Origin of the sequence: Xenococcus sp. PCC 7305, assembly GCF_000332055.1 — a bacterium.
Lineage (GTDB): Bacteria > Cyanobacteriota > Cyanobacteriia > Cyanobacteriales > Xenococcaceae > Xenococcus.
Map to the genome: position 1 here is coordinate 15,569 of NZ_ALVZ01000168.1, position 19,988 is coordinate 35,556.

The 19,988-nt window shown below is 38.4% G+C and carries 20 protein-coding genes and 1 pseudogene; 10 read left to right on the forward strand and 11 right to left on the reverse strand.

Annotation, left to right across the window (positions count from 1 at the left end):
• Nucleotides 1-16: 16 nt before the first annotated feature.
• Nucleotides 17-1,105, reverse strand: coding sequence for a 4-hydroxyphenylpyruvate dioxygenase (hppD, locus tag XEN7305_RS11540; RefSeq protein WP_006509601.1), 1,089 nt, complete (start codon nt 1,103-1,105; stop codon nt 17-19).
• Nucleotides 1,106-1,646: 541 nt separating this feature from the next.
• Between hppD and XEN7305_RS11545 the strand changes: the two genes are divergently transcribed.
• Both XEN7305_RS11545 and XEN7305_RS11550 read left to right on the forward strand, forming a co-directional pair.
• Complete coding sequence (locus XEN7305_RS11545; RefSeq protein WP_202951271.1) at nt 1,647-2,051, forward strand: MarR family winged helix-turn-helix transcriptional regulator; 405 nt, start codon at nt 1,647-1,649, stop codon at nt 2,049-2,051.
• Nucleotides 2,052-2,187: 136 nt separating this feature from the next.
• Nucleotides 2,188-2,700 carry a hypothetical protein gene (locus XEN7305_RS11550; RefSeq protein ID WP_006509603.1) on the forward strand — a complete coding sequence of 171 codons (513 nt, stop codon included), beginning with the start codon at nt 2,188-2,190 and terminating at the stop codon, nt 2,698-2,700.
• Between the two features lie 133 nt (nt 2,701-2,833).
• Here the strand turns inward: XEN7305_RS11550 and XEN7305_RS11555 are convergent, their stop codons facing one another.
• The 4 genes from XEN7305_RS11555 to ileS all read right to left on the reverse strand — a co-directional run bounded on the left by XEN7305_RS11555 (nt 2,834) and on the right by ileS (nt 7,587).
• Nucleotides 2,834-3,247 carry a DUF4345 domain-containing protein gene (locus tag XEN7305_RS11555; protein WP_006509604.1) on the reverse strand — a complete coding sequence of 138 codons (414 nt, stop codon included), beginning with the start codon at nt 3,245-3,247 and terminating at the stop codon, nt 2,834-2,836.
• A 59-nt stretch (nt 3,248-3,306) separates the two neighbouring features.
• Nucleotides 3,307-3,831 (reverse strand): isopentenyl transferase family protein, encoded by a 525-nt coding sequence (locus tag XEN7305_RS11560; protein WP_006509605.1) that lies wholly within the window; start codon nt 3,829-3,831, stop codon nt 3,307-3,309.
• 11 nt (nt 3,832-3,842) lie between these two features.
• Entirely contained in the window at nt 3,843-4,478 is a 636-nt protein-coding gene (locus XEN7305_RS11565) for a class I SAM-dependent methyltransferase (protein ID WP_040897566.1), read from the reverse strand.
• A 229-nt stretch (nt 4,479-4,707) separates the two neighbouring features.
• Nucleotides 4,708-7,587 (reverse strand): isoleucine--tRNA ligase, encoded by a 2,880-nt coding sequence (gene ileS / locus XEN7305_RS11570; RefSeq protein WP_006509607.1) that lies wholly within the window; start codon nt 7,585-7,587, stop codon nt 4,708-4,710.
• A 184-nt stretch (nt 7,588-7,771) separates the two neighbouring features.
• Between ileS and XEN7305_RS11575 the strand changes: the two genes are divergently transcribed.
• From XEN7305_RS11575 to XEN7305_RS11590, 4 genes are all read left to right on the forward strand, one after another.
• Nucleotides 7,772-8,326, forward strand: a complete 555-nt coding sequence (locus tag XEN7305_RS11575; protein ID WP_238568967.1) for a DUF6036 family nucleotidyltransferase — start codon at nt 7,772-7,774, stop codon at nt 8,324-8,326.
• The gene (locus XEN7305_RS11580; RefSeq protein WP_006509609.1) at nt 8,323-8,721 is read left to right on the forward strand and encodes a hypothetical protein; all 399 of its coding nucleotides are present in this window, start codon (nt 8,323-8,325) and stop codon (nt 8,719-8,721) included. The genes XEN7305_RS11575 and XEN7305_RS11580 overlap by 4 nt, the downstream gene beginning before the upstream one ends.
• 200 nt (nt 8,722-8,921) lie before the next feature.
• Nucleotides 8,922-9,143 carry a hypothetical protein gene (locus XEN7305_RS11585; protein WP_006509610.1) on the forward strand — a complete coding sequence of 74 codons (222 nt, stop codon included), beginning with the start codon at nt 8,922-8,924 and terminating at the stop codon, nt 9,141-9,143.
• A complete protein-coding gene (locus XEN7305_RS11590) occupies nt 9,143-9,478 on the forward strand; it encodes a type II toxin-antitoxin system PemK/MazF family toxin (RefSeq protein WP_006509611.1) in 336 nt (111 codons plus the stop codon). Before XEN7305_RS11585 ends, XEN7305_RS11590 begins: the two co-directional genes overlap by 1 nt.
• On the opposite strand, the pseudogene XEN7305_RS27585 reads toward XEN7305_RS11590, so the two are convergent.
• Both XEN7305_RS27585 and XEN7305_RS11595 read right to left on the reverse strand, forming a co-directional pair.
• A pseudogene (locus tag XEN7305_RS27585) lies at nt 9,462-9,656 on the reverse strand (type II toxin-antitoxin system HigB family toxin); the annotation flags it as partial. The gene XEN7305_RS11590 and the pseudogene XEN7305_RS27585 sit on opposite strands and share 17 nt — an antisense overlap.
• 465 nt (nt 9,657-10,121) lie before the next feature.
• A complete protein-coding gene (locus XEN7305_RS11595) occupies nt 10,122-10,358 on the reverse strand; it encodes a DUF4926 domain-containing protein (protein WP_006509613.1) in 237 nt (78 codons plus the stop codon).
• Between the two features lie 168 nt (nt 10,359-10,526).
• On the opposite strand from XEN7305_RS11595, the gene XEN7305_RS11600 reads away from it, so the two are divergent.
• A complete protein-coding gene (locus XEN7305_RS11600) occupies nt 10,527-10,757 on the forward strand; it encodes a hypothetical protein (protein ID WP_006509614.1) in 231 nt (76 codons plus the stop codon).
• The gene (locus tag XEN7305_RS11605) at nt 10,744-11,136 is read left to right on the forward strand and encodes a type II toxin-antitoxin system death-on-curing family toxin (protein WP_006509615.1); all 393 of its coding nucleotides are present in this window, start codon (nt 10,744-10,746) and stop codon (nt 11,134-11,136) included. Before XEN7305_RS11600 ends, XEN7305_RS11605 begins: the two co-directional genes overlap by 14 nt.
• Before the next feature lie 46 nt (nt 11,137-11,182).
• Here XEN7305_RS11605 and XEN7305_RS11610 read toward each other — a convergent pair whose 3' ends face one another.
• Together XEN7305_RS11610 and XEN7305_RS11615 are read right to left on the reverse strand one after the other, a co-directional pair.
• Nucleotides 11,183-11,560: a type II toxin-antitoxin system HigA family antitoxin gene (locus XEN7305_RS11610; protein ID WP_006509616.1), complete on the reverse strand. Its 378-nt coding sequence runs from the start codon at nt 11,558-11,560 to the stop codon at nt 11,183-11,185.
• Nucleotides 11,561-11,572: 12 nt separating this feature from the next.
• Nucleotides 11,573-11,866: a type II toxin-antitoxin system HigB family toxin gene (locus XEN7305_RS11615; RefSeq protein WP_006509617.1), complete on the reverse strand. Its 294-nt coding sequence runs from the start codon at nt 11,864-11,866 to the stop codon at nt 11,573-11,575.
• Nucleotides 11,867-12,134: 268 nt separating this feature from the next.
• Between XEN7305_RS11615 and XEN7305_RS11620 the strand changes: the two genes are divergently transcribed.
• On the forward strand, nt 12,135-16,274 hold the full coding sequence (locus tag XEN7305_RS11620) for an FG-GAP-like repeat-containing protein (RefSeq protein ID WP_006509618.1): 4,140 nt from the start codon (nt 12,135-12,137) through the stop codon (nt 16,272-16,274).
• 146 nt (nt 16,275-16,420) lie between these two features.
• Nucleotides 16,421-17,080 carry an NAD(P)H-dependent oxidoreductase gene (locus XEN7305_RS11625; RefSeq protein ID WP_006509619.1) on the forward strand — a complete coding sequence of 220 codons (660 nt, stop codon included), beginning with the start codon at nt 16,421-16,423 and terminating at the stop codon, nt 17,078-17,080.
• Between the two features lie 266 nt (nt 17,081-17,346).
• On the opposite strand, the gene XEN7305_RS28190 is transcribed toward XEN7305_RS11625, so the two are convergent.
• Both XEN7305_RS28190 and XEN7305_RS11640 read right to left on the reverse strand, forming a co-directional pair.
• Nucleotides 17,347-18,981, reverse strand: a complete 1,635-nt coding sequence (locus XEN7305_RS28190; RefSeq protein WP_006509620.1) for a DUF1350 family protein — start codon at nt 18,979-18,981, stop codon at nt 17,347-17,349.
• 42 nt (nt 18,982-19,023) lie between these two features.
• Nucleotides 19,024-19,887: a hypothetical protein gene (locus XEN7305_RS11640; protein ID WP_006509621.1), complete on the reverse strand. Its 864-nt coding sequence runs from the start codon at nt 19,885-19,887 to the stop codon at nt 19,024-19,026.
• Between the last annotated feature and the right edge of the window lie 101 nt (nt 19,888-19,988).

The window sequence follows — 19,988 nt, forward strand, 5'->3', positions numbered from 1 at the left end:
AAGCCTTGCGCTCCTACTAAAGATTGCCTCTGCGTATCTGTTCCCGTTCAATAGCTTCAAATAAAGCTTTAAAGTTCCCTTCCCCAAATCCCTGAGAACCACATCTTTGAATAATTTCAAAAAATAATGTGGGTCGATCTTCTACTGGTTGGGTAAAAATTTGTAGCAAATAACCATCGCGATCGCGGTCTACCAAAATTCCTAACTCTGCCAATTTCGCGATCGACTCATTAATTTTCCCCACTCTTGCTTCTAGGTTTTCGTAATAGCTAGAGGGGATAGCTAAAAACTTAACTCCAGAATCTCTGAGTTGAGAAACGGTTTGAATAATATTTTTAGTTGCTAAGGCTACATGTTGAATCCCTGCGCCGCAGTTATAGTCCAAATATTCCTGAATTTGAGATTTTCCTTGTCCTGCGGCTGGCTCATTGATCGGCAATTTGATCTTGCCTGTACTGTCTTGCATAACTTTAGACATCAGTGCTGAATATTCTGTCGCAATGGTTCCTTCATCAAAATGAACTAACAATTGAAAATCCATAGTCTGAGCAAAGAATTCCGCCCATATATCCATCGCCCCCAATTCCACATTGCCTACTACATGATCAATATGGGTCAAGCCAACACCGCGATCGCTAATCTTGTCTCTTAACTGAAAACCAGGAGCAAAAACGCCCTGATAGTTAGTTCTTTCAACAAATTTAATCAGAATCTCACCATAGGCATGAATCGCTGCATACCGAAAAATGCCCTGTTGATCTTGTTCTGTCGTAGGCGGGATAGCCCCGATGGCTCCTCGTCTAGTTGCTTCGCGATAGGCAAACTCAGCATTGGGAACTTCCAAAGCAATAACTGCCACTCCATCGCCATGTTGGAGAACGCTTTGAGCAATAGTATTATCAGGACTCAGAGCCGTACTGAACAGAAGACGAATATCGCCTTGCTCCATTAGGTAGGATGCTGTTTTGCGGTAGCCTGTCTCCAAACCTCGGTAGGCAGTATTAGCAAACCCTAAATTATGTTCATAAAACTGGGCAGCCTGTTTGGCATTCCCGACATAAAATTCGAGATGGTCAAATCCTTGAATAGGAAAAAATTCACTCATGAAAATCACTCCCTGATAGCATTATTATCAGCTTTTGGACTGCTTTCCATGGTTGACAAAGTTTTTGGAGAAATAGCTAAATACCGGAAAATATAATTCTCGATATATTTGTTTATTTATCGTCTCTATCTTACGTAAAGTCCAACTGCTGGCAAAACACCCCTAGCAAGTTAACGAAAATAATCGAATTGAATACTTGCTAAAAATTTAATTAGTCTTGTGGGCGATCGCAAACTGGTCTTCTCATTAATCCTAAAGATTATATGAGTATCAAAAATTAATTCTTAATCTTCTTCAAGTATAGATCATTCACAAAAAAACTTGATTTAAGCTGATTTTACAAAATAATTAACTCAAGACAACAAAAGAGAAAACTAGAATGCGATGGGCGATCGCGATGTCCAAAATATTAAGTTTTGCAAATTGACTTGACTTGAGTAATAAGTGTATATACACTTATCTACAGACTTAGTAAAATATTAGACAGTTGAATTGCGAAGCATCTATTGTTAAATCTGCCCTTAAGGCAAAAAACACCTGTTTGTGTAATCACCTACGCACAGCGGATCGGGTTGTACGGCAAATTTATGATGAGGCTTTGCGACCTTTGGGTCTTAAACCGACCCAGTTCACTCTCTTGAACGCTATTCTGCTCCGGGAACCAGTTAAGCAAAATGTCCTTGCTGAATGCACTTTAACCGATAGAACAACGCTAACCCGTAATCTATCATCCTTAGAGAGACAGGAATTGGTTCAGATCCAGCAGGGATCTGACCGTCGGGTTAAAGAAATCTCTCTTACTCTTAAAGGAAAACAGCTGTTGACAGAAGCTTATCCCTATTGGGAAAAGGCACAAACAAAAATAGAGGAACTCATCGGAAAAGGAGAACTATTCCAACTGCTAGCCGAGTTAAACGAAGTTACAGGTAAACTGAGCGGAAAATAAATTTTTTTACTCAATTAAGTGCATATACACTCTTTTGCTCATCAGGAAAAACCTAGTCTTGGGATTATTGCTTTTAGATGACTCAACCAGTCAGATTACACTATTTTACTGATTAACATTTTAAGGAGGTAAATCGATGGATATGCTAGTTATTTTTGGTCTTCAATTTGTTTTAAGTCTGATTGTATGTGCTTTGTTGGCGAAATGGTACTTAGTGCCATGGCTTACCAAGCAACCAACTCGTGAGGCTTTAATTTCCCTGATTATTCCCCATGCTTTTCGCCATATAGGCTTGGCCTTTTTAGTCCCAGGATTAGTTATTCAACCGCTGCCCAGCTTTTTTGCATACACTGCGGCCTATGGTGATTTCATCAGTGGCTTGCTGGCTATTTTTTCCCTAATCGTACTGCGAGCTCGTTGGAGATTGTCGCTAGGTTTGGTATGGCTGTTTAACATCGTTGGGACAGTGGATCTATTCAATGCCCTGCGTCAAGCAGAAGTTATCCCAAATTTGGGAACAACTTGGTTGATTCCGACATTTATAGTGCCGATTCTGTTAGTAACCCATGGCCTAATTTTTATTAGATTATTCCGAGAATTAGGTCGCTCTTTCAATTTACAAAAAGGTCAAGCAGCAAATATCCAATAAAAATGAGATTTGTTTTTAATGTTGAATCCAAATTTCATTTTGTCACATAAGTGCATGTACACGAAAATAGCAGTCCAGGGTTGTTGGAGTCCTGAAATCAGGAATTTATAAAGAGAGATAAGATCTATGAAACTTATTCACTAGTATTGGAGCTTAGCTCATCCCAATATTTCCAGAGGCAGAATAGGCAAACTATCCCAACTGAAACTTCAACTATGCCAGCCTCGACAAGAGAATCAACTGGCATTCCATCAACGACCATACTCGCAAACCTAAATAAGCCATAGGAAAGATACAACAAAGTCGCAAAAACCATTGAGGTAAAAGTGAGTTGAGACACAAATGCACCAGTAAATATTAGTACGCCAGAGGCTAATAATGCTCCCGATGAAGCTCGGATCTCACTTAGTAAATTGACGTTGCCGCCAATATCTATATTGTTTGTCGCATAAAAATCAACTGGGGATATTTGAATCATTCCGCCAATCGTGAGCGCAATTAACCCAGAAACACATAATACTATTTTGGGAAACTTAGACTTTGTCATTTTTTAAAATTTTGCGAGCAATTTTCTATAATCTTCGAAATATGGATTTGGCTTAATTTTTACTTGGATGTCATTGTAATCGATCGCCAAAACTCATTTATATCTCCGATAGATTGAAGATGGAACACTTGCTTGGTTGACTTTGCCTTTTCAACATAATCGCGATATTTAGGCGTAAGCTTTCGGTGGCATAGCCAAACTATGTAATAGGAATTTAAGGTACTTTTGACTAACGGACTATTTTGAGGATAACCTTCGGGTGCTACCCAAAAACCTTTGATAAATCGTTTTGTTACCCAGAAATAATGCTGGAGAACTGGCAGATCGAGATAGACTAAAGTATCTGCTGCTTCTAATCTTTTCCATACAGTATCTAACGAACCAAATCCATCGATAATCCAACGCTCTTGTTGTAAGATTTTTGCGTGGGCGGTTTTATATTCTTCGTCAGGAACTTTTTCCCCTCCTGGTTTGTATTGAAGGAGATCTAACACAACCAAAGGCAAAGCAGTCGTTTGAGCCAGACGCTTGCTCAGAGTGGACTTGCCACCTCCAGTATTACCAAATACGGCAACTCTCTTCATGATTGTATTTCTTACTTAGACTTTTTCGCTACGATAAATATCCCTTTAAACACCCCTTGACTATTGCTTGGTTGCCAATGATAGTCAATCGCAAAACCAGTATTTATTAAACTGTCTGACAATCCTTTCGTAGTAAAAACCTTAACCAATGGCATCAAACCGAAAAATCTTCCAATCGGCGCGATAATCTTAAACCACTTCATCTTATCTCCCAGGCAAACTGTACTGGTGACGAAGATTGCACCTGGTTTGAGCATTTTATAGACTTTGGTAATTACCTCCTCTTTGTTTGCTAGTAAGTGCAAAATATTGAGTCCTAATACAGCATCATAGCTACAGTCTTCTACTTCTAATTCTTCGATAGTTAATTGTTCAAAAGTGACATTACTAATATCTTGAGCTTCTGCCTTACCTTTGGCAATTTCAATCATTTCCGAAGAGAAATCGATCGCCCGAATATGTTGAACATGAGGTGCGTGAATGAGAGCAGTCGATCCCGTACCGCAACCAAACTCCAACACTTTCATGTCTGGCTTAAAATAATCCTGGGTGACTTTTAGTTTTTTTTGATAAGATGCTTCATCAGCAATGGGTTGTCTAGAATATTTGTCGGCAATTTTGTCCCAAAATTTAACAGATTGACTCATTTTACTGTCTAGATTCGTTTTTTGAATAGGAAAAAATTTACTCATGAAAACCACTCCCTGATAGCGTAAGAAGTAGATTTAAACTTTCTGCCGTCTGGCTTCAAGAGCGAAGCCCGATAATTAACTCAAGACGACAAAAGAAAAAACTAGAAATGCGACAAGTGATCGATAAGCTTCAATCAACCCTAGTTCTTTCTGATATTGATTACCCCTACATTATGAATCAAAATTAGAACTCTCCCTTCAACGCAGAATTACAGCGATCGCAGATTGTTGGGTCATCTTTAAATTCGCCTACAGTAGTAGAATAATTCCAACAGCGATCGCATTTTTTCCCATCAGCGTTAACAATAGCAATCGAGACCTTATCAGACTGACTTTTATATTCTGCTTTGGTAATCGCATCGATGCTATCTACCAACTCAACTTGAGAAGCGAGGAAGAAATAACGCAACTCATCTACCGATTTAGCATTTAAAGAATTAGTTGGATTAAGAGCAGCTAATTTAGCTTTTAACTCGTCATCCGCAAGAACCAGTAATACTTTTGCATCCAAAGAAGAACCGATCACTTTATCTTTTCTTGCCTCTTCCATGACCTTATTAACTTCGTCTCGCAGATTCCGAATCTCCTGCCAAAACTCTACCAATTCAGGATTTTGCCATGACGCATCAGTTTCTAACCAACCAGATTGGAAAACAGAATTATATCCAGTTTCATAGGGTAAAGATTGCCAGATATCTTCGGCCATATGACATAACACAGGAGCGATCGCTTTAGCCAAATTTTCTACTGCGATCGCCAAAACTGTCTGACAGCTACGACGACGAAAAGAACCCAAGCCACTTATATACAAGCGATCTTTGGCAATATCAAGATAGAAATTAGATAAATCTACCACACAGAAATTCTGAACAGTTTGGAAGAAACGATAAAACTGATAACTTTCGTAGGCATCGGTGATCTCGGCAAACACCTCAGTTATCCTATGCAGCATATATTTATCTAGTTCAGGTAAATCTTCATAGGCAACAGCATCCTTTTTCGGATCGAAATCATGTAAGTTACCCAACAAGAAACGGGAAGTATTGCGAATCTTGCGATAGATGTCTCCCAACTGTTTGACAATGCCTGCACCAATCCTCACATCAGAGGAATAATCCACCGAAGAAACCCATAACCTGAGAACGTCAGCACCATAGGGCGGTTCTTGTTTTTTGTTATTACCACCTTCGATAATGACTTTGGGATCTACCCCATTGCCTAAAGACTTACTCATTTTACGGCCATTGGAATCCACCACATAACCATGAGTTAGTACGGTCTTATAGGGTGCTGTGTCATTAACTGCCACACTGGTCAACAAACTAGACTGGAACCATCCTCGATGTTGATCACTCCCTTCGAGGTACATATCCACTGGATATTTTAAACCTCTTGCTTTGGCCACAGAAGCCCAAGATGAGCCGGAATCAAACCAGACATCCATTGTATCGGTACTTTTGCGATAGGTTTTTCCATTATTGTGGTAGGTCTCCGGTAATAATTCCTCTACAGACAATTCCCACCAGGCATCACTACCTTTCTCGGCAATGATAGCTTGCACATGGTTAATGGTTTCCTCTGTGAGCAAAGCTTCGTTCGTTTCTTCATCGTAGAAGACAGGAATTGGCACACCCCAACTACGCTGACGAGAGATACACCAATCGGAGCGATCGCTGACCATGGGCGTAATCCGATTTTCTCCTGCGGCAGGTATCCAGGTCACAGATTTAATAGCGTCTAAGGCAGCATCGCGAAATCCTTCTACAGAAGCAAACCATTGTTCAGTCGCCCGGAAAATAGTCGGTTTTTTCGTCCGCCAATCATAGGGATATTTATGGGCATATTCCTCATGTTTTAATAAGGTACCTGCTTCTTGAAGTGCATCGATGATTGCTTGGTTCCCGGCACTAACTTTCTCATTACCTTTGGCGACTACTTGCAAACCTGCAAAATTTCCAGCTTCTTCGGTAAACTTCCCACTATCATCTACGGGAGAAAGAATCGGTAAACCATATTTTTGTCCTGTGATGTAATCTTCCTGTCCATGTCCTGGAGCAGTATGAACTAAACCTGTACCAGATTCGGTAGTAATATAATCACCTCCAATTACTACTTTGCTGTCGCGATCGAATAACGGATGATGATAGGTAATGCCTTCTAAAACTTTTCCGAGAACAGTGGTTTTAATTGTTAAATCTGTTTCAAAGGTTGTAGCTAATTGCTCAACTAGATCCTTGGCAACAATAATATGTTTGCCTGATGTTTCCGCAACAGCATATTCGAGATCACCATTAACTGCTACGGCCAAATTACCGGGAATTGTCCAAGGTGTCGTAGTCCAAATTGCCACAGCTAAATTCGGGAGATACTGTTCTAATTCTTGAGCTTTGTCTCCCAAACTGATGACAGGAAAAGCAGCATAAATGCTAGGAGAAGTATGTCCTTCTGGGTATTCTAATTCGGCTTCTGCTAAAGCTGTACGGGAGCTAGGACTCCAATGCACAGGTTTGAGGCCGCGATAGATATAGCCTTTGAGTGCCATCTCACCAAATACAGCTATTTGAGCTGCTTCATATTCAGGGGTGAGAGTAAGATAGGGGTTTTCCCAATCCCCCCAAATTCCATACCTTTTAAAGCCTTCGAGTTGTTCTTGCTTGGCTTCTAGGGCAAATTGTTTAGCTTTTTGTCTTAGTTTGAGAGGGGTTAATCCTTGTCTCTCTTTGGACTTCATCTTCTGCAATACTTTTAGTTCGATGGGCAGTCCGTGACAGTCCCACCCAGGAATATAATCTGTTTTATGTCCCTGGAGCAGCTTATATTTGTTGATAATATCCTTAAGAATTTTATTCAAAGCATGACCCATATGTAGCGTTCCATTGGCATATGGTGGGCCATCATGGAGAATAAAGGGCTCTTTGGGGTTATTCTGTGACAGTTGCTCGTAAATTTGGTTTTCCGCCCAATAGTTCTGTAATTCTGGCTCGCGCTTCACGGCATTGGCGCGCATATTGAAGTCTGTCTGGGGAAGATTTACGGTTTCTTTGTAGCTTTTTGCTTCTGTCACAGTTTCAACGATCTGGCTAAGTTTTTTTGTACATCTTATATTATTACTTGTTGATGGTTTTATAGTCTCGATTCTTAAGCAATGTGATTTGCGCGAATCAAGATAAATTTATGATTGCTGCTAACAAAATTATGGATTTGCCATGCCCTACACGAAAACTCCTTTCTCTCAAGCTATTTTTCAGATGTTTGAAAATCTCGATACTTATCTTGATAAAAACTACAACTATCTTCCTCAGTCAGCAGTTAAGGTTTATCTTTTTGGCGGATGTGCAATACATTTACATATTGGGAATAGGGTTAGCAATGACATAGATGCTGAACTAGAAACAATTTCAAAGCTTAAGCCTATATCTATCCTAGAATCTGCGATTAAAGCAGTGAGTTTTGAGGATGAGGAAGGTGACTATTGTATGCTGGATTTTGATGGCAATTTCAACCCAACAATTGCCCCTATTCATCCTGACTATAAAGAGAGATCGTCACTCCTATATGTAACTCAATCAAGGTCAGTTTCTGTTTATTTAGTTTCTGCTGTAGATGTAGCAGTTTCCAAACTAGGACGATTTGAATTTGTCGACCGAAAAGATATTATTAATTTGTTTCAAAACAATATGTTTACGATAGAAGAGTTCATAGAGACTGCGGAAGAAGCGGAGAAATATTGTGGGGTAGCTACAGGTAAGCTAAGATTCAACATAGAGATGTCTATAGACCTTTTGAAGGAAAAGGCACCATGAGTTTAAACGCAAAATTTAGGAAGGTTATTAGCTCCTCTTTTTGTCATCTATCAGTAGAAGACTTGAAACCAATTGTCCTAGCTTTATGGCATGAAGGTTACATTCCAGAACTTAGTTTGAGCGAGTTAAATGCGGAAGAATTAAGAAAAGCTGGCTATTTGATAGATCGTTTTCGTGGCTATAACTGTGTTCCTAGATCTCAAAAACGTGAACTTGAGGGATTGGCTAGGAAGGTTGAGCAAAGTCTATCTGACATGTCGCAGGATTTAAATAATAGTAGTGTAGAAAACTTAGAACCTTTAGCTGAGAAATGGAATTTGAGCGAAGATATTTCTCATGTTATGTCCTCTTTGCTTCAATACCAGACTCGTCATTACCTTCATACATCTGCATAACTCATTAAATATTTAGCCGTCGGAGTTTAGCCGATTCAATTAAGGTGAGTTTATTGTTTCCTTAACCATGAATCAAGAACTATTACATAATCCCAAAGTAGGCAAAACTCTTTTTTAAGGGATATGATATGAGATCGCTAATATGAACCATTAATCATACTCATGATAAGATAATGTTGATTACTAACTAGGTTGCTATTATGTCTGATCGTATAACCATTACTTTAGAGAAAGAAATCTTTGAATTTTTAGAGTCTAAAGCTAAGGGGAATCGTAGTGCTTATATAAATAGTATTCTTAAGGCAGAAAAGCAACGTATTATTGCTGAACAAATATTTAAAGCTAATCAAGAAGAAGCTGAGGAATCTTATCAAGAAGAGTTAGCTGATTGGGATATTACCCTTAGTGATGGATTGCCCTAATGTCCTACAAACAATTAGAAATAAGATGGGTGGATCTAGAACCAACTAGAGGTGCAGAGACGAAGAAAAAAAGACCTTGTGTAATTATTCAGTCTGATATGGTTAATCGTGGTTCTAAAACAGTTGTCGTTGCCCCAATTTTACCTGGGCATAAAGATTGGCTTTTTGCTGTAAATATTTTTCCAAGTAAAGACAATGGATTGGATAAAGAAAGGCATATTAATCTCAAGCAATTAAGAGCGGTGGATGTTTCTAGAGTTCAAAATCTTCAGGGTAATTTAGAGAAAGAATATTTAAAAGCTATTCAAGATTCTTTGAAAATTGTCTTCGGTTAATATTGAAAACAACACGGTTATTGGCAATGATACTGGCATTACGATAAAGACGTTTAATATCTGATGGACTTTGCCACTGCGCACGCGATGCTTCATAAAACCATGCTTTTAGTGATTGTTCGGAATCAGGATATTTTTCCCAAAAACTACGTAAAGTGCTGCGGGCAATTATGCGCATAGCGTAAGATTCCGTTTCGATTTTATGTTTAGTAACCGAATAATACTACTACAGATTTTACTGGAGGCAATTCTGATTCCTATGCCTTTAAAAAATTCCTCATCTGACGCTTGATCATTCTTGAAATGGCGCTTAGCATAGCATTTTATTCTATTTTCCCAGATTTCACGATCGCTCTTTTGAGGACTCTGAGAATAAATCGGCAATATTGATCTTAACCAAACTGAGATTGTCAGAGATAGCAAAAAAATACTAGCTAATCTTTGCTTTCTGAAGCGTTTTAGAGAAAGCTTTTTCCAGAATCTAATGGATTTAAACACTGCTGATATAACTAGGTTTTGAAGAACTGCAATGACCTAATTATAGCGATCAGTCTACTCCAAATCAAGACACGACTTAGTAACATGCTTGAAATATATCGTGGAGTAGTATTATAATATCCCAACTCAGAATTAAGAAAATTATCTATAACGCAATAGTTGATTCCTTATCAATCACAAAATCTTGACTAGAATATAGTTCAATGTGTGATTCTGAAACTTCCACTGTATCCTGATTAATTAATCCTTCTAAACTATAACCATCTTCCTCTGTATCTGACATAGGATAATGCTCAACAATAGTTGCAACAGCACCCTTTTTAATACTAAATTCAGGAATATCTTCTTTTAATATAACTTGTGAAAATAAGGGAAATTTCATTTTTTATTACTCCTTATCGGGAAACAAAGTAACAAATCTTGTATTGCGATCGCGCTTCATTCCAAATTGCCTTTACTTTTAGCTTAATGCGATCGGGTGAAGCCTGGCACTTCGCGATCGCATTTAAATATAATATAATACTAAATATATAGCTTTCTTGCAAAATCTATGGATGCTAGTCAAACACAAAAAACATCAAGCTTTCAAAATGCCATTGCAGCGGTAGAAGCATTATCAACAGAAGAACAAACCTTACTGATACAGATTATTCAAGAACGCTTACAACAAAAGCAAAATAAACAAGTAGCATCAGATATTAAAGATACTAAAGGCTTTCAGGCATATTTAGCATCGAAACAAAAACGTTTTGAGGTTTATAAAAATCTTGCAGATTCCTGAATTTATAGATATTGAATTAGCCATTGCTATTCATGATGATTTAATCGATACCTTTGGTGGAAGTTTAGGAATAAGAGATCTTGGTTTGTTGGAATCAGCTCTTGCTCAACCTCAAGCTTCTTTTTTCGGTACTTTGTTACACAAAAATATAGAAGAACAAGCTGCTGCCTATCTTTATCATATTTGCAAAAACCATCCTTTTGTCGATGGAAACAAACGGACAGCTTTGGCTGCAATGGAAGCTTTTTTAGGAATAAATGGCTGGGAATTAAATATTTCCAATCAAGATTTAGAAAATCTAGTATTAGATGTTGCGAATGATAGATTAGACAAATCAAGTGTCACTGAGATAATCAAAGAGCATTTGATTCAAACTTGATATTGTAACTAAATGAACAGAAAAAAATTAGCGATCGCGATTTCTATCACGTAGAAGTTGTTGTTAATGAATAAGGTTTAATCAATATTTCTGCTGGAATTCCTAAATTTTGGTTTAAACGACGAATAATATCCAAAGTTAAAGGTTGTTGTTTGTTTAAAATTACCGTTACTTGTTCTTCAGTACCAATAATGGCTTCCAAATCTCGCTCAGATAATCCACGAGTTTCTAAGTAATAGAATATTGCAGAAATAGCATCTGGGGCTTCAATTGGATAATGTTTTTGTTCGTAAGCTTCGACTAATGTAGTTAGAATATCCAGATAATCGCACTCTGGAGAATTGGGTTCCGCATCAAAAAGTTTTTCGATTTGTTTAAGAGCATCTTGATAATCTAGTTCAGTTTTAATTGGGCGTAATTTCATAGCTATAATTTTCTAAATAGTTGTTGCATCTATTTTGTCGTATTCTTTGTGAGTTCCAAGAAAGCGAATAAAGATAATACTAATATCATATCTAACATGAACAATTAAGCGATAATCATTTCCTTTAATATTAAAAACAACGCGGTTGTTGGCAATAATACTCGCATTCCGATAAAGTCGTTTAATATCCGATGGACTTTGCCACTGTACGCGTGATGCTTCATAAAACCATGATTTTAAAGATTGTTCGGAGTCAGGATATTTTCCCCAAAAACTGCGTAAAGTACTACGGACAATAATTCGCATAAAGTCAGATTACGTTTCTATTTTTAATTGATAGTATTCTTTAGTTATTGATGGGTTTACGACTTCGACTTTACCCATATCCCCAAATTAAAGATTAATTGTAAAGTACATAGAGAAAAATACTTTGATCTTCACAGGGCCTATAAGCTAAAGATAAACTTAATTTATTTCAATATAAAATAACCTCAAAGTTGAATTGGATCTTGCTTTTGTTATATATAATACGTCTCAAGACTAAAGCAAAATTCTATAAATTCTGAAATGAGCAATGGATAATCAAATCTCTTTTAAAGCAGGAAAATTTTTTCAGATAGATAACTTTTTTGCGACTACCGCAGATCTTAATAGTGACGGAATCGCAGATCAAGTAGTGATCACTGATAATACTGTTTCCATTGCCATTGGTCAGAATGATGGTACGTTTGCTAATACCTTTAATTACGCTGTCGGAAGATTTCCCCAAGAAGTTACCATTGCAGATTTTGATAATAACGGTAGCTTAGACATTGCAGTTGCCAATAGTTTTTTTGATGAAGATGTTTCTTTGCTTTTAGGAAATGGTGATGGTACTTTTGTGGGGGCGCAGACCTTTCCTATTATTAGTACTGACCAGAGAATTGATCTAGACTTTCTCGTCACAGCAGATTTCAATAATGATGGGATTGTTGATGTCGCCACCCAAAATCCGAGTTTTAACTTTTTCTCTGGAGAATTTTTTCCTGGTTTCGCCTCAGTATTGATCGGGAATGGTGATGGCACTTTTGCTGAACCCGTGCAATTCCCCGTCGAAAATTCAGAATCAGTGATTACTGTTGGTGATTTTAATAACGATGGCAATGTAGATTTGGCAACGGGAGATAATGGATTAGAGTCAGGGAAGATATCCGTTCTATTTGGCAATGGAGATGGTACTTTTGCTACTCCCATTGATACCACAATAAATAGTAGTCTATATCCTAGTGGGCTTACCACAGCAGATTTTAACGGTGATGGATTTGATGATCTCGTCTTTGCTGATTATAGTGGCTATTTTTACGATCCGATATATTTCCCCACGGGGAATGGTTCTTCGAGTGGGTTTAGTAATCGCGATCGCGTCGGGATTTTATTAAGCAATGGAGATGGCACATTTGCCGAACCGCAGAATCTTAAAGTACTTGTTGGGCCTAAAGATCCCACAATAGGAGACTTTAACGGCGATGGTGTTTTAGATATTGCTGTTGGTAACTATGCTTTACCCTACGGCAGTATTGTTCCTAGTACAGTTTCCATTTTGCTCGGAAATGGCGATGGCAGTTTTGCAGATAGCGTCGAATATGATGTGGGAGAACGTCCTAATGAAATTGCGATAGGAGATTTTAATGGGGATGGTGTTAGCGATCTAGCAGTGGCCAATGTAGGCTCTAATTTTATCTCTGTTTTAGAGGGAAATAATGATGGCACTTTTAACGCAGCAAAGAACATCCCGATTAGCGAAGAGCCCTATGGCGGAGCTTACAACGTCAGTGTGGAAGATATTGACGGTGATGGCATTAACGATTTAGTAGTTGGTACTACTAGCAGTGAAGTGGTGGTATTACAAGGTGAAGGAAATAGTAATTTTTCTCTTAGTCAAACTGCTAATACGGGTGCTTTTCTCTCTTCAACTTTTACTACCGCAGATTTGGATAACGATGGCAATCCCGATGTCTTAGGAATTAGAGATCGCGATCTGGTTGTTTTAAACAATGATGGCAATGGGAATTTAGAAGCTACAAAAACTATAGAAGTGCCAGGCTATGATAGTTACTCTTTGGCTAGCGGTGATTTTAACGGTGATGGTATTGCCGATTTTGCCGTGGCTGATGGGGGAGTTTCGATTCTGATTTCTAATGGAGATGGTAGTTTTACTGATTCCGTAGTTGACGACATTACTAATACTAGAGAAATTGCTACTACTGATATTAACCGTGATGGCGTTCTGGATTTAGTTGTCACCAATGATAATGTCACTACTCTTTTAGGTAATGGGGATGGTAGTTTTGCTAATCCAGTAACTTATGAGGTTGATACTCCTTCTGTTGTAGCTGTTGAAGATCTCAACCAAGATGGTATTGTCGATATAGTCACGGGAACTACTGTTGGTTCTCAACAAGATGCCGTGTCCGTATTGCTCGGAAAGGCAGATGGCACCTTTGAAGATGCGGTAAATTACAACACAAGTTTTCTTTATGAAAGTAGATTTGAGCCTAATACACCTCCGTTAGAAATCAAACTGGAAGATTTTGATGGTGATGGCTTAGTTGATATTGCCACAGGAAATATTAGTAGCAGTAATGTGGTGGTACTTGCTGGAAATGGGGATGGAACCTTTGTTGATACTCCTGCAATAGACGATGAATCTGATAATTTTAGTTTACTGGTAGATCTTAATAATGATGGCAATCTTGATTTGCTGGGAAATCGTTTACAGAGATTAGGCAATGGTGATGGAACTTTCGGAGAGGTATCAGAATTTTCTGAATATTCTTATCGACAATATAATGTTACTTCTGCAGATTTTAATGGTGATGGGGTAGACGACCTGGTTGTTAATAATTCAAGGTTAGTTTTTGGTTACGGTTTTCGCATTGAAGATAATATTTCTGTTTTATTAAACGATGGCACAGGTACCTTTGATGTTCAAGTTTCTTTAACTAGTAGTAATGAAAACTCTGTGGTGAAGAAAGGAGATTTTAATGGGGATGGATTTGTTGATCTTGCCATTTCTAATGATTTATTTACCTCTGGCTTTAATGATTATTACTATCGAGAATTAGATAGCTCTCGGGTATCAGTATTATTAAGTAACAATAATGGTACTTTCAGTGATGCAATTAATACTGAGATTACCATAAATAATTCTATTTTAGCCGCAACAGATTTGGATAATAATGGAATCGATGACATTATTACGAAAGAAGCTCTACAGTTTGGCAATGGGGATGGAACTTTTGCTAATCCAATTCCGTTAGATGCAACCTTAGCAGAAGCAATAGAATCGTCTGATAGTTATAGTAGTTCTGTTATTATTCCGGAAGATTTTAATGGTGATGGCAATATCGATTTAGCAACCGCAGTTATTAGTTATGAGAATAATAAGGTATCTATTGTTTTAGGAAATGGCGATGGCACATTTGAGCCAGGAGGAGAATTAATTTCAGGTTTTGATATCACGGATATCGATGTTAGTGATTATGACGGTGATGGGATTGCAGATATTGCTGCTGCTAATAGCATAGAGAATAGTGTTTCTGTATTTGCTGGCAATGGTGATGGTACGTTCCAAGATGTGGTTAAGTTTGCCACAGGACGCAATCCGAGCAATCTAATTTCTGGTGATTTAGATAATAATGGCAATAATGATTTGTTGGCAGTTAATGATTTTTCAGACGATATTTCAATTCTGCTAAATGATAATGAAACTAGCATTCCTGTTAACGTTCCTCCTGTTGCTGTAGCAGATAACTTTACCATCAACGAAAATCAAATTGCCACGGGTAATGTTTTAAATAATGATACTGATGCTGATGGAGATACCTTAACGGTGACAGCAATTAATGGCAATAGTAATAATATTGGTCAGCAAATTACTTTACCTAGTGGAGTCCTACTTGCTCTCAACAGTAATGGCACCTTTAGTTATGATCCCAATTCAGTTTTTGATGACCTTAATACTGGAGAAACTGCCACAGATAACTTTACCTACACAATCTCTGACGGCAATGGTGGCACTGATATGGCTACAGTGAGAATTACCATTAATGGTCTGGGTGATAATAGCGAAATTATTACAGGAACTACAGGAAACGATACGCTCTTTGGGACAGCAGGAAATGATGTCTTCCAGAGTTTAGCAGGCAGCGATCGCATCTTTGGTTTAGCCGGTAATGATTTCATTCAAGATGATATTGGGTTTGACACTATCTTCGGTGGCAATGGCAGAGATACAATTATCGGCGGCCGAGGCAATGACGTTTTAAGAGGCAATGCGGGTAACGATATTGTAGAGGGGAGTTCCGGATGGGACACTCTCTTTGGTAACAATAATAATGACACTCTCTTCGGTGGTTTAGGTAATGATGAATTGCGAGGAGATAATGGTAATGATTTTCTTGATGGTGGGAAAGGAGAGGATCTTATTTTCGGTGGCCGAGGTGCGGATCAGTTTGTTCTCAGAGCTGGTGATGGGACAGATAGAATCGTTGATTATCGCGATGGTTTGGATAAATTTGTGCTTACTGGTGGCTTAGAATTTAGCGATCTTAGAACAGTACAAAATATTAATAATACGCAAATACAAGTAATAGCAACAGGAGAAGTTTTAGCGAATCTTAATTCTGTGACGGCTAACTTCTTAAATCAAGATGACTTTATTGTTGAAAGTTAGCAATAAAAAATTTTTAACCTAAAACCTACCACCTAAAACCTAACACCAGTCCTGACTAGACCATGAATTACTAAGTTGTGTTCTCTTTCACACTCACTAATTTTGTGTATATTTGTAAAGGCAGTAAACTTTCGTAACTTCGTATTATGGCTGAGATAGCAACAACTCCAGAAAAGGTTCTCGAACAATTAAAGTGGCGTTACGCGGTCAAAAAATTTGATCCGACAAAAAAAATTCCTGATTCCGTCTGGAAGGTATTAGAACAAAGCTTGGTGCTTTCTCCCTCTTCTTTTGGCTTGCAACCTTGGAAATTTTTCGTTGTCAACAACCAGGAAATGCGGGAACAACTATTGCCCCATTCCTGGGGACAAAAACAAGTTATTGATGCTTCTCATATGGTAGTTTTGGCTATCAAAAAAGACCTTAATGAAGCTGATGTTGATCGTTATATGGAGCGGATGTCGGAAGTCCAGAATGTTCCGCTAGAAAACCTAGAAAAATTTGGCGGGATGGTAAAAGGTTTTATTACCAATCCACCCTATCCTTTTGAGGTTGATGATTGGTCAACTAGACAAACTTATATTGCCCTAGGATTTTTCATGACCGCAGCAGCAATGTTGGGCATTGATACTTGTCCGATGGAAGGATTTATTCCTAGTAAATATGATGAGGTTTTGGGTTTACCAGAACAAGGATATAGTGCGGTGGTAGTTTGCCCTCTTGGCTATCGTGCTGAAGATGACAAATATGCAACTAATCCTAAAGTTCGTTTCCCGACAGAGGAAGTGGTGACATATATTGACTAGTGGTGTTGTTCGGAAGTGATGGGGAATTAGGGAATTAGGGTAATGGGGTAATGGGGAATTAGGGAGAATATTTTCCTTTTGATTAAATGTCCCAAGTTGAACCGCGAAGTAATAGGCTTTTCCCTAGATCCCCAAATCCCTAAGTCCCTATTCAGAACTAGTAAATTTTGTACTCATCGAACTCACGTTTTACTAGGGTTGAAAAACAGTTCTTGCTCTTCTGGATAAAACCTAACACCTAAAACCTAAAACCTAAAACCTTCTCCTCACATCGTGCCTTTCACTCTATCTTTGAGCATTGGTAACCATTCAATTAATAAGTCTGCCAATTTCTCATTTTTCTTGGATATATTTAGTGGTGCTAAATGTTTGCCGTCAAGTTCTTTGAATAAGGGTGGTTGCGGTTCGGTCGGTAAGTTATCCAATAAAAATTGGATTGTTCCCGCTTTAGCTTCCACATCATCATTTTTGAACTTGACAATCGAAGTAAAGTGAAACAAATTGTCTTTGACTCCGTTTTCGTCCTTTTTAATTAAACATTCTGTTTCTTCTTTCGAGGGTCGAGCATCGATAAAGTTTTTCACCAAATCTGCGATCGCCTTAATCGGAATAGCGCCTTCAATTCCCGTAATCACTGGTGCCATCAGAATCGAGGATTGATTCTCTAGGGAAACATATTCAGGATCTTTGATTTGTGCGATCGCCTTTTGAATCTTTTTGATCTGTTTCTCATTAGTAATGCATTCACCAAGCAGAGCCGAAATTTGTTCAACGTCGCCGTCTTTGCTACACAAATTTCCTAGTCGTTTAACATCACCCAAGACTTCTAATAGGGCAACATATTTACAACCCAAACTATGACCTAGCCAAAAATAATCACCTTCTCGAAATTTTTGAGGATCTGAGTAGAGCTCAAGATTTTTATACGTACCTTCCCCGTAAATACCATTACGACGCTCAGCTTCAGCTTTAATCGCTTCTCTTAACGGCTTCGCATTTTTGACTAAATTAAGTGCTACCAACCAGTGATTTAAGGTAAATCGAAATGGCAGGGCAATAATGGTATAGCCTTCTTGAAATACACGACGCAGAATATAACGGTAAAATACGGTAGGAAAACTACCAAATCCTGCTCCGCCAATAAAATAGACTACTCCTTTGGGTTCAGGATGGATTAAAACCCAATTTTTATATATATACTTAAAGAGCAAATCAGAATCAGGATCTAAACCGAGATCGGGTAATTGTCTTTCGCTATAGCGCTCGGTAAATAACAAAGCTAAGGTCATCAAAAATTCTGAGGTGCTACCAATTAAAGTTCCAAATTGAGAAATTGGTAGGGCATTGCCGATAAGAGCCACTAAGGTTCCGAAAAATAACCAAGACCATTTTCCTTTCGTCCGAATCCAGAAACCAAGCCCAATCAGCAACACAACAATCGTGACAACAATAGTAATAATGGGCGGAGAAGTTTGTTTTGCTGTGTAACGCAACATGCCAGCAAAATATACTGGTTGTAATTCTAACCCAATGTATCTAGTTAAGATATCGGTTATCCCCAATCCCAGTGCCAGTATCCAAGCCGAAATTCTCACTATAGGGATAGCCCAACCTGCCCCTGCGCGATTGGCTAATTCAAAACCGACAACAATGAGAAATGGTAAGCAAAGATAATGAACTAAAAAACGAATCTGACTAAGAAGTTGTAAGAGTTGTCCTTCCCCAAGTAGAGTGCCGCTTGCGAGAACTAGGTTGTCGTAGGAAAGGCTAATCAGGATAACTGGCAAAACAATCATGGCCAGACTATTAGATTGTAGCCAGAGACGAATCGACCAGCCGATCAGGAATAATTCCGCGATCGCAAGGAGCAAATGTCCTAAAGGATAGAGTTGAGAAATCATAATGAATTTCTAAAATTAGAGTTTGCTTAAAGTAAAAACTGCTTACTGTTGTTGAATGAGATTTTTAGCTTCTACGCCTTTTTGGTAGACGAGCCAGGTGAAAATGAGCACTCCGGCTTCTGTTCCTCCAAAATCATGCAAAATATGAAACAAAGCATTTAGCGGAATATTAGGATCGCTGAGAGTGCCACCATATTTATCCAGGAGAAAGATAAAAGCTAAATTGACTCCAACAGAGAAGAGGGGAAAGAGAATTATTTTCCAGGTTTGGAGTAATTTGTAACCGCGATAGGTGAGAACAGTAAAAACTAAAGTGAGAGCAATATAAATGGGAATCTTGTAACTGGCATTATTGGCTTCATACCCTAGAGGATAGAGAATTGAGACGGCTAATAGTAATAGAGCAAATACGATATTAATTGTATGGGTTACGAAGGTTTCTTGTTCTACTAAGCCCCCTGCCCATAGAGCAAAGGCGGAAATCAGGAAGAAATAGAACATGAAATTCAGCATTGTAAACTGATTTTGGTAATACCAACATTGAGTCACATGCCAGCCAATTTCTGATGCTATGGAGACCATGATGAAAGATAATCCGAGTTGTGAGGCAAAAATGGATTTGTTGGGAACTCCTAATCTTTTTAAGCTTTGATAAAAGACTCGCATGGCTAGGGGGATCAAGGCAAAGGTCAAAACATGGGTGATGATTAGAGCAATTTTCCAGCCTCCCAGTACACAGACTGGGGATACTCCTGGGGGCAATTTGGCTGCGCCTGGTAATGTTGTGAGAATATAACCAAACCCGGCAAGAGCAATCACAAAGCACAAGGCAAAGACTATTAAGTTCGGAGTGAATATTTGATCTTCAGCTTCTTTCTGTAATCTATTCTGCGGTTGAGTTGCCATCGGAGTTTTCCTCACATTAAATAGCTACGAGAGCGAGTAGATGAGATGGCGCTACGCGCAAGTCAAGAGTCAAGAGTCAAGAGTCAAGAGTCAAGAGTCAA